Annotated in this window: 9 protein-coding genes; 1 reads left to right on the top strand and 8 read right to left on the bottom strand. The window is 68.2% G+C overall.

Annotated features, from left to right (window positions below):
* Window positions 1-660 precede the first annotated feature (660 nt).
* From RAB71_RS15245 to RAB71_RS15215, 7 genes are all read right to left on the bottom strand, one after another.
* Window positions 661-2,511: a beta-galactosidase family protein gene (locus RAB71_RS15245; protein WP_010343212.1), complete on the bottom strand. Its 1,851-nt coding sequence runs from the start codon at window positions 2,509-2,511 to the stop codon at window positions 661-663.
* A 134-nt stretch (window positions 2,512-2,645) separates the two neighbouring features.
* Window positions 2,646-4,988, bottom strand: a complete 2,343-nt coding sequence (locus tag RAB71_RS15240) for a GH92 family glycosyl hydrolase (protein WP_010343211.1) — start codon at window positions 4,986-4,988, stop codon at window positions 2,646-2,648.
* Between the two features lie 112 nt (window positions 4,989-5,100).
* Window positions 5,101-6,540: a glycoside hydrolase family 125 protein gene (locus tag RAB71_RS15235; protein ID WP_010343210.1), complete on the bottom strand. Its 1,440-nt coding sequence runs from the start codon at window positions 6,538-6,540 to the stop codon at window positions 5,101-5,103.
* 170 nt (window positions 6,541-6,710) lie between these two features.
* The gene (locus RAB71_RS15230; RefSeq protein ID WP_010343208.1) at window positions 6,711-8,153 is read right to left on the bottom strand and encodes a beta-glucosidase; all 1,443 of its coding nucleotides are present in this window, start codon (window positions 8,151-8,153) and stop codon (window positions 6,711-6,713) included.
* The gene (locus RAB71_RS15225) at window positions 8,128-9,063 is read right to left on the bottom strand and encodes a carbohydrate kinase family protein (protein ID WP_010343207.1); all 936 of its coding nucleotides are present in this window, start codon (window positions 9,061-9,063) and stop codon (window positions 8,128-8,130) included. Before RAB71_RS15225 ends, RAB71_RS15230 begins: the two co-directional genes overlap by 26 nt.
* The gene (locus tag RAB71_RS15220) at window positions 9,060-10,436 is read right to left on the bottom strand and encodes an APC family permease (RefSeq protein ID WP_010343206.1); all 1,377 of its coding nucleotides are present in this window, start codon (window positions 10,434-10,436) and stop codon (window positions 9,060-9,062) included. The genes RAB71_RS15225 and RAB71_RS15220 overlap by 4 nt, the downstream gene beginning before the upstream one ends.
* Window positions 10,433-12,352, bottom strand: coding sequence for a beta-galactosidase (locus tag RAB71_RS15215; protein ID WP_010343205.1), 1,920 nt, complete (start codon window positions 12,350-12,352; stop codon window positions 10,433-10,435). The genes RAB71_RS15220 and RAB71_RS15215 overlap by 4 nt, the downstream gene beginning before the upstream one ends.
* A 20-nt stretch (window positions 12,353-12,372) precedes the next feature.
* On the opposite strand from RAB71_RS15215, the gene RAB71_RS15210 reads away from it, so the two are divergent.
* Window positions 12,373-12,783 (top strand): hypothetical protein, encoded by a 411-nt coding sequence (locus RAB71_RS15210; RefSeq protein WP_138985752.1) that lies wholly within the window; start codon window positions 12,373-12,375, stop codon window positions 12,781-12,783.
* 488 nt (window positions 12,784-13,271) lie between these two features.
* Here RAB71_RS15210 and RAB71_RS15205 read toward each other — a convergent pair whose 3' ends face one another.
* Complete coding sequence (locus RAB71_RS15205) at window positions 13,272-16,244, bottom strand: TonB-dependent receptor (protein WP_010343204.1); 2,973 nt, start codon at window positions 16,242-16,244, stop codon at window positions 13,272-13,274.
* Window positions 16,245-16,732: the final 488 nt, after the last annotated feature.

Genomic DNA, 16,732 nt, shown 5'->3' with positions numbered 1-16,732 from the left:
TGCGAGATGTGGGCCTGATGCGAAGCGCCGAGTGCTGGCCTGGACCGTGTAACGAGTCAGGTGCACTTAGAAAGTCAACATGACGCGCTTCTAGTAATGAAGCCGCGCCGAGAGGCGGCGTCGGTTTTTGTTGCGTGTTTCTTAGCGGGTGTGGCAGTCCCTAGAGCACCAGAAGCAACCATCTACATTGTTGTAGTATCGCTTTGCAGCAACTATTGCATCTTTACAGTTAAAAAATGCTCCTAGATACGTCCTATTAGGCGGGAGATATGTGCATGTATCTTTGTGTACCTCATGCTCTCCCGTCGGCTGAGGATTGTTATTCACGTAGTAAGAGGTCATCTCTTTGTCCCCGTGGATTGATTATGGTTATTAATTGATGGCGAGCGCTTGTATAAAGGCGGCTAGCAGAAATAATCCGCCACCTTGTGATAGCGCACGCTTTAGCTTCTGTCTAATGAAGTCCCACTTTCGCGTATCCCTGCGCCTGATCCTAAAGCCAAGCCTCGGTGCCCTTCCGCACCAAGCCAACGCTACCACTTGTTGACGTACGTCACAAGTTAAAGGCCGCTCGGCGAACAGCCGGCGGCCTTAATTTGTAGACAAGTTGTTTCTTCCCACGCCATCCGGATTTACCGGACGGCGCGCTTCGCGGATAAGTCAGTTACTGGGCGTACTCCAAACCTGCCCCGTAACTCCCCGCACGCTCGCATCAGGCGTGCTATCCAAATCAAACACAATCACGCTATTCCCGCCCTTGCGCTGCCAAGGCGCCGGAAAATACAACGCCCGCTGCGGCCCAATCTTCCAGTGCCTTCCCAGGTTATGGCCATTGGCCCACGCGAAGCCCTTGCCGAAGGCCTGCATGTCCAGGAACGTATCGGCAGGCGTGCCGATCTTGAGGGTGCCGCGGTGGAAGGCGGGGCCGTCGATCTTGGCCGTGGTCCAGCCGGTGAGTTTGCTCGGGTCGTCCATCGGCAGGGGGAAGGTCTGCCAGCCGGTGAGTTGCTTGCCGTCAAGCAGCACGGGGTCGACCAGGCCGGCGCGGCCGTCGGGGAGGTGGGCGCCGTAGTTGATGCGGCCGGTGTTTTCCACCAGCACGTCCAGGGTGTGGGTGCCGGCGGGGATGTCCACGTCCACCGCCACTTGCTGCAGGCGGCGCTCGGCGCTGCCGGCCAGTTTTCGATCGACGTAGACGCGGGCGTAGTCGCGCACGTCGCCCAGGTACAGGCTGCCCTTGCGCGGGCCGGTGACGGTGGTGCGGTAGAGGATGTAGCCGTAGGCCTGGCCGTAGCGCTCCATCGGTTGCGGGGTGTCGGTGGTGGCGGCCGGGGCGGGCAGGTTGTCCCAGAGCGAGGCGGATTCGCGCAGCGGCGTGGCGGGGAGTTCGGCGAAGCGGATCGGCTTTGGCAGCGCCGGCGGGGCGATGCCGGTGACGCGCTGGATGGCGTCGCGGAACAGGGTGAACTTGGGAGTGGGGCGGCCGGCTTCGTCGAGCACGGCGTCGTAGTCGTAGCTGGTGGTCTGCGGGGCGTAGTGGTCGCTGGGGTTCTTCTGGAAGTTGGCGCCGTTCATGAAGCCGAAACTGGTGCCGCCGACGAACATGTAAATGTTGGCGGAGTGGCCCTGGCGCAGGATCCATTCGAATTCGCTGGCCTGCTTGGTGGCATCGGTGGCCGCGTGCTTCTCGCCCCACTGGTCGAACCAGCCGGCCCAGTATTCGCCCACCATCTGCGGTTGCCCGGGGCGGAACTTGGCCAGGGTCTCGAAGGCGTTCTTGGCGTCGCCGGGCGCGAAGTTCACCACGGCCAGAGTGTCGGGCAAGGTGCCGTTGGCGAGTACGTCGGGGCCGTCGGCGGTGAACAGCAGCGCCTTGTCGAAGCCGGCCTGCACGAACATGGCGCGGTTAAGGCGCATGTAGGCGTGGTCGTCGCCGTAGGAGCCGTATTCGTTCTCCACCTGCACGGCGACGATCGGGCCGCCGTTGCCGTTGAGCCGCGGTTTGACCTGGGCGGCGAGGGCGTCGAGGTAGGCCTGGCTGGCGGCGAGGAAGCGCGGATCCTGGCTGCGCACGCGCATGCCGGGTTCGGCGAACAGCCACGCCGGATAGCCGCCGGCTTCCCACTCGGCGCACACGTACGGGCCGGGGCGCAGGATCACGTTGAGGCCTTGCGCGGCGGCTTCGTCGACGAAGGCGGCGATGTCGTTGTTGCCGCTGAAGTCGAACTGGCCCGGCCGCGGTTCCACCAGGTTCCAGAACACGTAGGTCTCCACCGTGTTCAGGCCCATCGCGCGCGCTTTCTGCAGGCGGTCCTTCCAGTAGGCGCGGGGGATGCGCTGGAAGTGGATGGCGCCGGAAATGACCTGGTACGGCTTGCCGTCGCGGATGAAGTGATCGCCCTGGGTGGCGAAGGCGGGCCAGGCGGTCCCGCTGTCGGCCGCGCGCACGTGGGCGGCGGGCAGGGCGAACGCCAGGGCGAGGGCGAGAGCGGCGAGGGTCTTACGCGGCATGGGGGATTCTCGAAAAAAGCGATGCGATGGCGACAGTAGGACGACCGGAGCGCGCGCCGTCGTGCATCGGGTCACGCACAGGCGCGGATGTGGGGAACCACCAATCCCGATTCCCCAATCCCCATTCCCGGCGGTCAGCTAAACGATGGCGGCAGATCGTCCTTGCCCGCGCCGAACGCGGTGTTGGGCTTGGGTCCCATCTCCAGCTCCAGCGTACCGCCCGCGGCGAGGTCGGCGTGGCGCAACCAGCTGCGGGTGTACGGCTTGCCGTTCCAGCGGGCGCTCTGGATGTAGACGTTGGCCGGGCTGTTGCCGTGGGCGACGATGCGCAGGGTGCGGCCGTTGCCCACGTCCAGTTCGGCGCGCTTGAACAGCGGGCTGCCCAGCACATAGTTGGCGCTGACCGGGTCCACCGCATACAGGCCCAGTGCGCTGAGCACGAACCAGGCGCTCATTTGCCCGCAGTCCTCGTTGCCGGACAGGCCGTTGCGCGCGTCGTGGTATTGCTCGCGCAGCAGCCGCCGCACCATCGCCTGGGTCTTGTACGGCTGCCCGGCGTAGGCGTAGAGATAGGCGACGTGGTGGCTGGGTTCGTTGCCGTGCGCGTACTGGCCGACCATGCCGTCGATGTCCGGCGGTGCGTCCGCCGGCAGTTCGGAGCTGGTGGTGAACAGTTCGTCGAGCTTGGCGACGAAATTGTCGCGGCCGCCGAACAGGTCCATGTAGCCGTACAGGTCGTGCTGGTTGAGGAAGGTGGCCTGCCAGGCGTTGGACTCGGTGAAGTCGCGCCACTGCGCGCTGTGGCCCATCGCGCGCGGATCGAACGGGGTGGCCCACTGGCCGTCGCTCAGGCGCGGCTGCACGAAGGTGCTTTCGCGGTTGAACACGTTGCGGTACTGGCGCGAGCGTTCGCGCAGGTGCTTGGCGTCGTCGTCGGCGCCGACCGCCTGCGCCAGGTGCGCCACCGCCCAGTCGTCGTAAGCGAATTCCAGGGTGCGGCTGACCGATTCGTCGACCTTGTCGCAGGGGATGTAGCCCATCTGCCGGTACAGCCCCAGGCCGTGCACGTCGTCGTCCATCGCGCGCTTGCGCCAGGCCGGGTAGGCGGCCTTCCAGTCGATGCCGGTGAAGCCCTTGGCGTGCGCTTCGGCCAGCACCACGGCGGAGTGGTAGCCGATCATGCAGTCTGTCTCCACGCCCTGCAGCGGCCAGATGGCGACGCCTTGCGGCGATTCGTGGGCGCCGCGCACCAGGCACTGCACCAGGTCGGGCACGCGCTCGGGCTGCACCAGGGTCAGCAAGGGATGCAGGGCGCGGTAGGTGTCCCACAGCGAGTAGGTGCTGTAGTTGTGGTAGCCGGCCGGCGCTTGGTGCACCTGCAGGTCCATGCCGCGGTAGCGGCCGTCGGTGTCGCTGAACAGGGTCGGCGCGATCAGGCTGTGGTACAGCGCGGTGTAGAAGATGCGGCGCTGCGCTTCGTCGTCGCTGTCGATGCGCACACGGCCCAGTTCCTTTTCCCATTCCGCCACGGCGGCGGCGTGCACGCGGGCGAAGTCGAAGTCGGGCAGCTCCGCGTCGAGGTTGGCCAGGGCGTTCTCGGCGCTGACCGCGGAGAGGCCGACCTTGACCAGCAGCGGCGCGTCGGCCGCATCGGGGTAGTGCAGGGCCAGTTTCAGCCGGTTGCCGTCGGCGCTGCGCGCGCTCGCGGCTAGCGGTTGGTCGTCGGCATACAGCTGCGCGCTGGCGAACGGCCGCGACAGGCGCATGGCGAAGTAGATGTAGCGGCCCTTGGCCCATTGGTAGACGCGGCGGCCGCCGGTGACGGTCTGCGTGTCGACCAGGCGCAGGCTGGCGTCCTCGACGCGGGCGGGGATCTCCGGCTTGTCCTGCATGCCGTGGCACAGGTCCAGCAGCAAATGCGCCGGCTTGCCCTTGGGGAAGTGGTAGCGGTGCAGGCCGGCGCGCGCGGTGGCGGTGAGCTCGGCATGCACGCCGCTGTCCTTCAGCCGCACACGGTAGTAGCCGGGCGAGGCGGCTTCGTCGGCGTGGTCGAAGCGCGAGCGGTAGCCGGTCTCGGGGTGCTCGCGCGTGCCGGGCTGCAGCTTCACCGGGCCGGTGGCCGGCACCACCAGGAAGTCGAGCATGTCGCCGACGCCGGTGCCGGACAGGTGGGTGTGCGAGAAGCCCATGATCGAGCTGTCGTCGGCGTGGTAGCCGGAGCAGGCGTCCCAGTCGGCGTTGTAGGTGTCCGGGCTCAGTTGCACCATGCCGAACGGCAGCGTGGCGCCGGGAAAGGTGTGGCCGTGGCCGCCGGTGCCGATGAACACGTCGACGTTGCGGATGAGCTCGGCCTTGGCGCGCGCATCGGCCGGCAGCGCGTAGCTGCCGGCGCGTGCCTGCGCCAGGCGCGCGATGCCGCTGCTGCCGAACAGGGCCAGGGCGATGGCGCCCTGCAGGAAACCGCGTCGTGTGGCCATGGTGCTGTCCTCGGGATGTGCGGCGGTGCGGTGGGGGTTTGGTTTTTTTGTAGGAGCGGCTTCAGCCGCGATGGGCGTTACCGGTAAAGCCCGGTCGCGGCGGAAGCCGCTCCTACGACAGCAGGTGCGGCTTGCGCTGATGCAGATCGATGATCAACTCGCCGAACAAGGTGTTGGCCCAGGCGAACCAGTCGCGGGTGAAGGTGCTCGGGTTGTCCTTGTCGAAGGCCTCGTGCATGAAGCCGCTATCGGCGTCGGTGGTCTTGAGCCACTGCAGGCACTGGCGGATCTGTGCGTCGTCGTCGCTGGCCAGCGCGTACTGCATCAGCGACATCGGCCAGATCGTGCCCAGGCCGCTGTGCGGGCTGCCCACGCCGTCGGCGGCACGGCCGCGATAGAAGTACGGGTTGCGCTCGCTCCAGGCCAGTTGCCGGGTGCGCAGGAACACGGGATCGCGGCGATCGCAGCAGCCCAGGTAGGCCAGGCTCAGCAGGCCGGGCGCGTTGGCGTCGTCGATGAACAACTGGTTGCCGTAGCCGTCCACTTCGTAGGCCCAGAACGGCTGACCGTCGGCATCGCGCATCTGCCCGAACTGACGGGTGGCGGTCTCGACCTGGTCGGCCAGGGCGCGGCATTCGCCGGCGAAGGCGGCGTCGTGATGCAGCGCCTCGCTCATCGTCGCCAGTTGCCGCAGCGAGGTGACCGCGAACAGGTTGGCGGGGACGAACAGCGGATACAGGCAGGCGTCGTCGGACGGGCGGAACATCGAATGGATCATGCCGTTGGGCCGGGTCGGCTGCCCGTAGCCGTCCAGCACCAGGGTTTCGGTGGCCAGCGGCGAGGGCCGCTGGAAACTGTACGGGCCGCGGCCGTGCAGGCGCTGCTGCTCGCGGAAGGTGCGCACCACCACGTGCATGGCCTCGCGCCAGTCGTCGTCGAACGGCGCGGCATCGCCGCTGGCGCGCCAGTACTCGTGCGCCAGGCGGATCGGGTAGCACAGCGAATCCACTTCCCATTTGCGCTCGCCGACGCCGGGCTTCATCTCGGTGATATCGGCCACCGACCACTTCAGGCGCTGGCTGGTGCCGTCCGGTAGGAAGGCGTTGGCGTAGGGATCCAGGCGGATGCAGGCGGCCTGGCGCTGGATCAGCCCATGGAACATGCGCCGCAGCGCCGGGTCGCGCTTGGCCAGCGGCACGTAGGGATGCACTTGCGCGGAGGAATCGCGCAGCCACATCGCCTCGATGTCGCCGGTGATGACGAAGGTGTCCGGCTTGCCGTTGCGGGTGCCGGTCTCGACGGTGGTGTCGAGGGTGTTGGGGTAGCAGTTCTCGAACAGCCAGGCCAGGCGCGGGTCGGCGATGCCGGCCTTGACCGTGCGCAACTGGCGCTCGACCGCGGCGCTGACGAAACGGCGCTTGCCCGGCGGTGGCCGCTTGCTGGGCAGCGCGGTGGAGGCCGAGGCCGCGGCGGCGGCCGGCAGCGCCCCGCTCAGCAGCGCGGCGCCGGCGCTGGCGCCGAGGAAGTGGAGGATGTCGCGGCGGGTGGGCATGGCCTGGAACGCTCCGTGGAATCGACGAACGCTCCCGGTGCGGGCCGGCACCGGGGAGGTGCCGGCCGCGGCCGGGAGGGCAGGTTGATGGTACCTATAACGGACCAATTTGCGACGACCTTACAACGTGTGGCCGTCCGATGCATCCTGCGACTGCACAACCGACCCGCTCACGGATGGTGATGCGCGCCGTGCCAGTGCATCGGTCCCGAGCACACGCATTCGCCGTCGTCGTCGCCGTTGCCGGCATGGCCGAACAAGGCCTCCAGCAGCCGCCGCGACGGGCTCCACTCGCCGATGGCCGGGTGGATCAGCATCGCCTTGCAGGCGTCCAGGTGGCTGCCGCTGAGCGCGGCGTCGATGGCGGCGTGCTCGTAGGCCTTGACTGTGCGCACCAGGCCCTGGATCGCCTCGGGCATCGGCCGCGCCGGCAGCGGGGTGATGCGGTCGCGCTCGATGGTGGAGGAGATCTCCACGATGTCGTCGTCGGCCAGTTCCGGCATGCAGCCCTGGTTGCGCACGTTGACCACGTGCCGCCCTGGCAGCGCGCCGGTCAGTGCGCTCATCACGTCCACGGCGATGCGGTGGTAGCCGGTGCTGGCGCGGAACGGGTCCGGCTGCGGCGCGAGGTCGTCGGCGAAGGCCGAGCCGGCCTCGGCCTCCAGCCGCATGTACGAGCCGGAGCGCTGCTGCAGGTAGGCGGCGTAGGTCTGCACCGCGCCGCTGCCGTCGCCGGCGTTGAGGCGGCTGCGCAGGTCGGCGATCAGGGTGTGGTTGAGTCGCTCGATCTCGCTGCCGCGGCTGGCGCCGCTGGCGCGCTGGTTTTCCAGGGCGCGACTGCGCTCGTAGTAGAAGTACAGGTATTCGGTTGGGATCAGCCGCAGCGTGCGCAGCATGTCGAAGTCGAACAGCGGCGCCAGGTACAGCTGGCGCAGGATCGCGTCGTCGGCCAGGATGCGGTCGAGCACGTCCTCGCCGCGCACGCGCACCGCGCGGATCCAGCCCAGGTGGTTGAGGCCGACGTACTCGCAGTCCACGTCCGCGGGCGGCTCGCCGAGCGCGCGGGCGATGTTGTGGAACAGTTCCACCGGCGTGTCGCAGATGCCGACCACGCGCGCGCGGGTGTGGCGGCTGATGGCCTGGGTGATCAGCCCGGCCGGGTTGGTGAAGCTGACCAGCCAGGCGTCGGGGCTGAGCCGCTCCACCATCCGCGCCTGCTCGATCGCCACCGGCACCGTGCGCAGCGCCTTGGCGACGCCGCCGGGGCCGGTGGTCTCCTGCCCGGCGTAGCCGTGGCGGATGATGGTGTGCTCGTCGGTGGCGCGCTGGCGGATGCCGCCGATGCGGATGCTGTTGAGCACGAAGTGCGCGCCGTCGATCGCCGCTTCCGCCGAACTGGCCGCGTTGACCTGCAGCTCGCCGCCGAACTCGGCGACCACGGCGCGGCCCAGCGCGACCATCAGCGCCAGCCGATCCTGGTCAGGATCGTAGAGCACGATCTCGCGCGCGCCGAGCGCTTCGGCGGCATCGTTGACGCCGTACACCACCAGCGGCGCGCGCACGCCGCCGCCGCCGATCAGGGCGAGCTTACGGTTGGGAAAGGAACTGCTCATGGAGACTCCTGAGACGTGGGGGATCGGGAAGGCCGTCGAGCGCGCCGAGCGCGGTGCAGCAGGCGGCGCCGCACAGGCAGCCGCGCTGCGCGCAGGCATCGAGGGAAAGGTGGTCCAGCAGCGCGTCGATGAAGCCGGCATCGAAGGCGTCGCCGGCGCCGGTGGTGTCCTGCACGGCGACCGTGGGCGCGGCGACCCGCCGCGCGCCGGCCGCATCCACCACGCAGGCGCCGGCGCCGCCGAGCTTGATCGTGACCTGCGCCAGCCCCAGCGCCTGCGCCCAGGCGTGGCAGGACGCCACGTCATCGCCCGTGCAGCCGGCCAGTGCCGCCTCTTTCTGGTTGGGCAGGAAGTGATCGACCGCGCGGCAGGTGGCGTGGTTGTCCGGATCGGCCAGCCACGCCGGGTTGAAGCCGACGTCCAGCGAGGTGCTGCAGCCGGCCGCGCGCAACGCCGGCAGCAGCGTGCGCGCCAGCGTCGCCGGCAGCGGCAGGGCGAAGTGCACATGGCGCGCGGCGCACATCGCCTGCAGCGCGGCCGCACTGCCCAACAGCGGTTCCAACTCGGCGTTGGCGCCGGGATAGGTGAAGAACGAGCGGTCGTCGTGCAGCGACACGCTGGCGGTGACGCCGGTGCCGGCGGGGTGGTCGACCAGGCCTTCTGTGCCGACGCCGAACGCGCCCAGGCGCTGCGCGAACCAGTCGCGGTCGCCGGCGCCGATCGCGCCGATCAGCGTGACCTTGCGTCCGAGCCGCGCCAGCCCGCAGGCGGTGTTGACGGTGCCGCCACCGAGGTCGCGATGGTAGTGCCGCGCCATCGCTTCCTCGCCCGGCCCGGGCCAGGCGGTGAAGCCGCTGAAGATGTGGTCGAGATAGACCTCGCCGACCACCGCGACGTCGTGGGTTTTCATTGCTGGAAGGGCCATGCTGCCTCGCGTTTGGCCTGGATGAGATAGAGCGCAGTACCCAAGCACAGCGCCAGCACCGCCGCCAGCAACCGCGGCAGCGGGCTGGTGGCCAGCAGCGCCAGCCAGCCGCAGACGCTGATCAGCAGCGGCCACGGATACAGCGGCATGGCGAAGCGGGCGCGGCGCCGCGGCTGCCGCCGCAGCAGCACCACCGCCAGGCATTGCGCCAGGAACTGGAACAGGATCTGGATGATCATCAGCGTGGCGATCAGGTCGTCCAGCGACAGCGGACAGGCCAGCGCCGAGGCGATGCCGACGAACAGCAGCGACACGGTGGGAAAGCGCCCGCGCGGATGCAGCCGCGCGAACACGCCGAAGAACTGGCCGGACGCGGCCGCGGCATACGGCACCCGCGAATAGCCCAGCAGCACCACCAGCGCCGAACCCCAACTGGCGAGCACGATCAGCGCCACCGCCACGGTGCTGCCCACCGGGCCGTAGATGGCCTGCATGAAGTCGGCCACCACCGCCTTGGACTGCGCGGCCTGCTGCCACGGCAGCACGCCGAGCAGGGTCACGTTCAAGCCCAGGTACAGCACCGCCACGATCGGGATCGACCACAGCACCGCACGCGGAATCGTACGGCGCGGCTTGCGGATCTCGCCGCCGAGCATGCACACGTTGTTGTAGCCGCCGTAGTCGTACACCGCGATCAGCGCCACCGCGCCGAAGCCCAGCCAGAAGCCGTGCGGCGAGGCCGGCCGCGCCTGCAGGAACTCGCGCGCCAGCGCCATGTCGAAATGCAGCGCGCCGCTGAGCACGATCCACACGCACGCGGCGATCACCACCGCACTGACCAGCAGCGACAGCAGCTGTACCGAGCGCACCTGCCGGTACAGCAGCGCGGTGTTGAACAGGCACAGCGCCATGGCGATGCCGGTGAGCGCGGTGTGGCTCAGCCCCGGCATCAGGTAGGCCAGGTATTGCGCGCAGCCGACTGCCGCCGCCGCTACCGACAGCGGCGCGGTCAGCAGCGTCTGCCACAGGTACAGGAAGCCGAACAGGCGCCCGGCGCGGTCGCGGCCGTAGGCGTCGCGCAGGTAGTGGTAGGGCCCGCCCGAGCGCGGGATCGCCGAGCCGAGTTCGGCCCACACCAGGCCGTCGCACAGGCACAGCAGCGCGCCGACCACCCAACCCAGCAGCACCGCCGGCCCGGCCAGCGCCGACAGCGCCAGCGGGATGGTGATGAACGGGCCGATGCCGATCATGTTGAGCAGGTTGGCCGACAGCGCGCTCCAGAATCCCAGCGTGCGCGGCGGCGCGCCCTGGTCCGCGGCGGACGAAGAGGACGCGACGGGTGCGGCGAGCGATGTCATGTGCATGCGCGATCCTGCGGGGAGGGAAGGGGAGCGGAGGCCTGCGTTGCAGGCGCGGGCACCAGGCCGTCGGCGCAACGCACCAGGCCCGGTTGCAGGCGATGCAGATCGAGGATCAGCACCTGGTTGGAACCGGCGCGCAGCCAGGCGCCGGGGCAGTACAGGCATTGCTGCGGGCCGATGTCCCAGTAGCGGCCGAGCAGGCGCCCGTTGACCCACAGATAGCCCTTGCGCCAGTCGCGCATGTCCAGGTGTACATCGCCGGGCTGGTCGAGGGTGAATTCGGTGGCGAAGAACAGACCCGGGCGCTGCGGCGGCGCCTGCAGCGGGCGCAGCGACGGCGTCGGGTCTGCGTCCAGCGCCAGCCCGCGCACCTCCCAGCCATGCAGCTCCTGCCCATCGAGCCGCACCGGACCGAGCAGGCCCTTGCGATCGCCCAGCGCCGGGCCGAAGTTGATGTGGCCGAAACTGTCGACCAGCACCTCCAGCTCGCGCGTGTCCTGCGCTGCATCGGGCAGGCGCAACTGCAGCGCGCTGTGCAGGCGAGGATGCCGCACCCGCGACACGTGGTCCAGTTCGCGGCCGTCCAGATGCACCACCGCGTAGTCGTGGACCTGTCCCAGGTGCAACGCCTGGCCCGCGCCGATCTGGCGCCGATACAGCACCAGGCCCTGGTCCTGGCCGAGCAGGCGTTGGTTATCGATGGGCGTGTCGGTCTGCAGCGCGGGGCCGAGGTTGTCCCACAGCGCGGCCACGGGCCTGGCCTGCACTGCGTCGAAGCGCGCGCGCCGCGGAGTGGCTGGTAGCGGCGGCGGTGGCATGTCGGCCTGCGCGGCGATGATCTTGCGCAGCGCGAAGTACGCCGGCGTGGCACGGCCGGCCTCGTCGATCGGCGCCCCGTAGTCGTAGCTGGTCAGCGCCGGCTGGAACTGCGAGCCGTCGTCCTCGGCATTGGCCCCGGCGCTGAGGCCGAAGTTGGTGCCGCCATGCACCACGTACAGATTGAACGAATAACCTGCGGCGGCGATGAGGCGCAGCAGCGGCGCATAGTCGCGGCGCGCGAACTGTGGCTCGCCCCAATGCGTGAGCCAGCCGGGGTAGCCCTCGGACACCCACACCGGCGCCTGCCCGGCGAACGCGGTGGCCGCCTGCAGATCGTGCAGATCGGGACCATCGAGCCCGAGCGCTGCGCCTGGCAGCATCGCCTGGCGCCGCCGCAGATCCTTGAGCCCTTCGGCCAGCGAGAACGGCCCCTCGACCCCATGCGCCCGCCACAGCGCGGCCAGCGCCTGCAGATAGCCGACGTCGCTGCCGTGCATCGAGTATTCGTTCTCGATCTGCAGCATCAGCACCGGCCCACCGGCACTGGCCATCAACGGCGCGATGCGCGGCGCGATCGCCCCGATGTAGCGCTGCACCGCCTCCATGTAGCGCGCATCGTGGCGATCGCGCAGACGGATGTTCGCCTCGCGCAGCAGATACGGCGGCAACCCGCCCAGCGTCCACTCCGCGCACACATATGGACCCGGGCGCAGATACACCCATAGTCCCTCCTGCTGGCACAGCCGGATGAACCCGACGAAATCGCGCTCGTCGCTGTCCAGATCGAACTGTCCCGGCGCCGTTTCCAGCGCATTCCACATCAGATACAGCGCGATGGTGTTCAATCCCATCGCCTTGGCCATGCGAATCCGATGCAACCAATCCGCCTTCGCGATCCGTAGCGGATGCAGTTCCCCGCTGCGGATCTGCCATGGTTGCCCGTCCAGCGTGAAGCGGCCCTGGGCGAAGCCGAACGCGTGCGGCTGTCCATCCGGCACCGGCGCTGATGCCGGCGCCGCCGCGCGCAGCATCGGCATCGCCGCCAAGCCCAACGGCGCGAGCAAACCGAACCGACAGAATGCGCGGCGTTTCATTGCAGGCTCCAGGAGGATTGGTGGCCTTCAGCGGCGGCCGGAATCCCGAAGCGATGGGAGGGGTGTTGGATGCAGGAAGTAACGCGTGGCGCAGTGCTGCCGCGTGCATCGACTGTGTCGATCCACGAAGGGACTTCGTATTGCTGATGCTGATTTTGCTGTTGCTGTTGCTGTTGCTGTTGCTCTTCAGCTGTTGCTTTTCTCGGGTCCCCTCCGCAGCGGCGGAGCTGGCGGGTAAAACCCCCCGCAGGGGGGCGGCGCACAAGGATGTGCGCCGTTTTCGGCCGGGGCAGGATGCCCCGTCCGAAAATCCCGTCAGCGGAGCGGACCCGCGTAGCGGGCGCGAAGGCGGGGTGTGCTTGATCAGCCATTCGGCTGCTGTAAAGCGGCTTCTTTTGGTTACTTTTCTTTGCACAAGCAAAGAAAAGTGACTCGCCGTCAGGCGAAAGCTTTTGCCTTCGCTTTCCAGCATCCCCACTAAAGCCCGTCGGGACTGAAGTCCCTCCCACAAGAGCGATGGTCCAGGCTTTGTCGGTGGAGCCTGTCGCGGCTGAAGCCGCTCCTACGACAAGCGGGCTGCGCGCTGCGCGAGCGGGCTGCCGATGCAGCCTGATCCAGGCCGCATCGGTAACGCCCGTCGGGACTGAAGTCCCTCCCACAAAAAGCGTTGTTCCAGCCGAGTCGGGAAAGCCCGGCGCGGCTGAAGGCGCTCCTACGACAGCCGAAGCGCGCGCTGCTTGAGTGGACTCCCGATGCGGCCTGATCCAGGCCGCACCGGTAAAGCCCGTCGGGACTGAAGTCCCTCCCACAAAAGGCCTGATCCATGCGGAGTCGGTAACACCCGTCGGGACCGAAGTCCCTCCCACAGAGCGCGTGGTACCTCTCCGCCATGGCATCCCAGTGAGCACGCCGCCGCGCCCTAGAACGCGTACTTGACGGTCAACAACGTCATCATGCCGGCATCCACGATGTCCGACACCGCCAGATTGTGCCGGCCCACATGCCCCCAGTAACTGTATTCCTTGGTGAGATTGGAGATCGACAGATCCACATTCACCCCATTGTCGAACCGATAGCCCGCATGCAGATCCACCCGCCGCGTCGGCCGCGCCCACAGATCATCCCACGGCGCGTTCTGGTGCAGGAAATCGTAGTTCAGCAGATACGAACTGCTGAAGTGATAGCTCAGGTTCACCGAGAACTTCGAACGCTCGTAGAACAGTTCCAGATTGGCCATCGCATTCGGCGCCGACTGCATCTGCTCATCCTCGAAGCCGACCATGCCCAGATCCGCGTGCGCATGCTGGCGCGTGGCGTTGGCGCTCACGCCCAGCCCGTCGAACGGCGCCGGCAGATCCTGGAAGCGCTGCCGCGCGCTGACCTCCACGCCGTAGACGCGGCCGTCGCCGCCGTTGGTCGGCATCTGGTAGAACACCGTGCCGCTGCCGCTGGTGCCCGAATTGGCCTGGCCGGAACCGGCGTCGTAGATGTAGTGGTGCAGGCGCTTGTAGAAGCCGGCCACCGAGAAGAACCCGCCATGGTCGGTCGCCCACTCGCCGGACAGATCCAGGTTGGTCGAGGTGATCGCCTTCAGGTCCGGATTGCCCTGGGTGATGGTGGTGATGCCATTGGAGATGTTGATCTGGGTGCCGCCGCCCAGCTGCACGAACGCCGGCCGCGTATAGCTGGTCCACAGCGCGGCGCGATAGGTGGTGGCGCTGTCCGGGCGCCAGGTCAGGAACACGCTCGGCAGCGGCTGGTCGTAATGCGTGCTGTTGGCGGCGAAGTAGCCGACCTGCTGGTTGCCGTCGCTGTCGGTGGGCGTGGTCCAGAAGGTGTTGTGGATGCTGGTGTGCTCGAAGCGCACGCCCGGCACCACTTCCAGGCTGCCGAAGGAGAAGGTCGCCATCGCGTAGGCGGCGCTGACCGCCTCGGTACCGCGCATGGTGTTGCAGTTGTAGTTGTTGACGTAGAACGCGCTGCCGCAGGTGTCCAGGTCGTCGTCGGTGAGGTGGTTGGCGATGACCTGCGCCACCGCGCCTTCGCTGACCCGCGGCGTGGCCCAGTGGTACTTGCCGGGGAAGATCGCCGCGTAGCCGCCGTTGAAGATGCCCAGGTCGCCCAGCGTGCTGGTGTCGGGCACCGGGCCGGTCCACCAGTCGCGGTTGCTGTAGTGGCGGCTACTCTTGCTGTACTTCACGCCGAACTGCAGCGCGGTCAGCGCGCCGTCGGCGAAGTCGTAGCGCGCGTCGAACTTGGCGCCGCCCTTCTTCTGCCCGGAGTAGATCTTGGTGGATTCGCCGTAGCTGCTGGCGTACAGCGAGGGGATGTTGTTGACCTGCGCCAGCAGCGCCGGGGTCAGCTGCGGATAGGGGAAGGCGCCGCTGCCGTACTGCATCAGGCTGCTGCCGGAGTAGGCGAAGTTGGCCTGGCTGAACTTGTCCTCGCGCCCGTCGATCTCGATGTGGTCGGGGCGGTCGTTGTCGCCGAAGCTGTAGAACAGGTTCGGCGACAGCGTCCAGTTGCCGGCGGTCTTGCGCGCGCCCACCTGAAAGGTGGCCAGGTCGGCGATTTCCGGGTTGGTCTCGTACCAGAAGCGCGCGGCGATGCGGTTGATGTTGGGCGAATACACGCCGGGCGTGGCGGTCGGCACGAAGCTGACGTCCTGCGGCAGCAACTGCACGAAGGTGGTGCCCTGGTCGGTCTTGGCGTAGGCGTAGGTGGCGCGCGCGTACAGCGACAGGGTCTCGTCCACGTTCCAGTCGAAGGCGGCATTGCCGCCGTAGCGGCGCTCCCAGCCGGCGACCACACCGACGTTCATGCCGGTGCTGGTCAGGTTGTCCTGCGGCGCGTAGCCGGCGGCGTTGCTGCCGTCGGCGTTGGCGTGCAGGAATTTCCAGGAGCCGTCGTTGAGCGCGCTGGTGGCCGCGGCCACCTCGCTGTTGGTCGAGGTGCGGTAGTCGTAATAGGCGCTGGCGTAGAAGCCGAACTGCTGCTCGTCGCCGAACTTGTGCTGGAACTCGCCGGCCAGGCCGCCACCGAGGCCATCGCCGCCGTAGTCGCGGGCGCGGCTCTCGACGCGGCCGCTGACGGTGACGCTGCCGCTGGTGGTGTCCTTGTAGTCGTAGGCGGTGGGCGTGCGGAAATCCAGGGTGCCGCCGATCGCATCGCCGTCCATGTCGGCGGTGGAGGTCTTGTTGGCGACGATGGTCTGCAGGCCCGAGGGCGGCAGCAGGCTCAACTGCACGCTGCGGCTGTACGGCATGCCCTGGGCGACGGTGACGCCGTCGATCAGGTTGACGTTGTATTCGGAGGGCAGGCCGCGCACCGAGGCGAACATGCCTTCGCCGCGCGCGGCGCCGTCGACGCCGCCGAAGTAGCCCGAGCCGCTGTAGGTGATGTTGATGCCGGCGATCAGGCCCAGCGCCTCGGCAACGTTGTGCACCGCGGTGTGCTCGAGGTCGTTGGCCGAGAGCACGTCCACCGTGTTCGAGGAGTTCATCTTCAGCGTGCTGGCGTCGTAGCGGTTGGCCGCCACGCTGATGGTCTGCAACTGCTTGGCCTCGTCCAGCGCGATCGACACCGTGGCGGCGCCGCTGTCGGCGACCTGCACGGTGGTTTCCGGGGCGCTGAAGCCGGGGTAGTCCAGTTGCAGCGCGTACTGCCCGGCCGGCACGTCGGCGATGACGAAGCGGCCCTGCGCGTCGGTGACGGCGCTCAGTGCGGTGCCGGTGATGGCGACCTTGGCGTGCGCGGCGGGCTTGCCGCTGCTGCGCTCCTTGAGTTCGCCCTGCACGGTGCCGGCCAGCGCAGGTGCGGTGGCGGCGAGGCCGGTGATGGCCAGAATGGCGGCGCACAGCGCCTTGCGCTTGCAATGGGGATGGGTTGCCACGTGACACCTCGCTGATCGTGATCGGTGCGGGCACGCGCCGAAGGCGACGCGCCGCTGCGTTCCTGGATGGCAGACACGGTGGACGGAAGGCGCGCGCGCTCGAACCGCACGCCGGACGGCGTGCGAACAGGACAGAGCGAACGGCGACCGACGCGAGGCGTCTGCCGGCTGGGGCGGACCGTTAGATGGCGATCAGTGGCGTGGCGGCGAGTAGCCGGCGATGCACTTGGAGCGCGAACGCAGCGCGCTCAGCTTGTAGCGACGGGTCATGCGCAGCGGCCCCCGTGCGTGCCCGCGGGGAACGCGGACGACAGGCAGGGCGCCGGAACTCCGGCGAGGCATCGATCCTGGCTGCGACGACTGCATGACATGGCACATCACCCCTGGAACTGCCCTGGAAAGCGCCGCAAGTGCTGCGGCGTTCGGCGCGTCTGGCATCGTCGGCGCGTGGCACCGACGTGTTATCGATACCTCTGTCCCGGAAGACT

Source organism: Xanthomonas sacchari (assembly GCF_040529065.1).
GTDB lineage: Bacteria > Pseudomonadota > Gammaproteobacteria > Xanthomonadales > Xanthomonadaceae > Xanthomonas_A > Xanthomonas_A sacchari.
Note: the sequence above shows the minus strand (reverse complement) of the source record. Positions and strands in the feature narration are given on the sequence as shown.

What these genes read in the sequence shown, in the direction of transcription:
- RAB71_RS15245 (WP_010343212.1), bottom strand. Translation starts at nt 2,511, where the DNA reads ATGCCGCGTAAGACCCTCGCCGCTCTCGCCCTCGCCCTGGCGTTCGCC.
- RAB71_RS15240 (WP_010343211.1), bottom strand. Translation starts at nt 4,988, where the DNA reads ATGGCCACACGACGCGGTTTCCTGCAGGGCGCCATCGCCCTGGCCCTG.
- RAB71_RS15235 (WP_010343210.1), bottom strand. Translation starts at nt 6,540, where the DNA reads ATGCCCACCCGCCGCGACATCCTCCACTTCCTCGGCGCCAGCGCCGGC.
- RAB71_RS15230 (WP_010343208.1), bottom strand. Translation starts at nt 8,153, where the DNA reads ATGAGCAGTTCCTTTCCCAACCGTAAGCTCGCCCTGATCGGCGGCGGC.
- RAB71_RS15225 (WP_010343207.1), bottom strand. Translation starts at nt 9,063, where the DNA reads ATGAAAACCCACGACGTCGCGGTGGTCGGCGAGGTCTATCTCGACCAC.
- RAB71_RS15220 (WP_010343206.1), bottom strand. Translation starts at nt 10,436, where the DNA reads ATGACATCGCTCGCCGCACCCGTCGCGTCCTCTTCGTCCGCCGCGGAC.
- RAB71_RS15215 (WP_010343205.1), bottom strand. Translation starts at nt 12,352, where the DNA reads ATGAAACGCCGCGCATTCTGTCGGTTCGGTTTGCTCGCGCCGTTGGGC.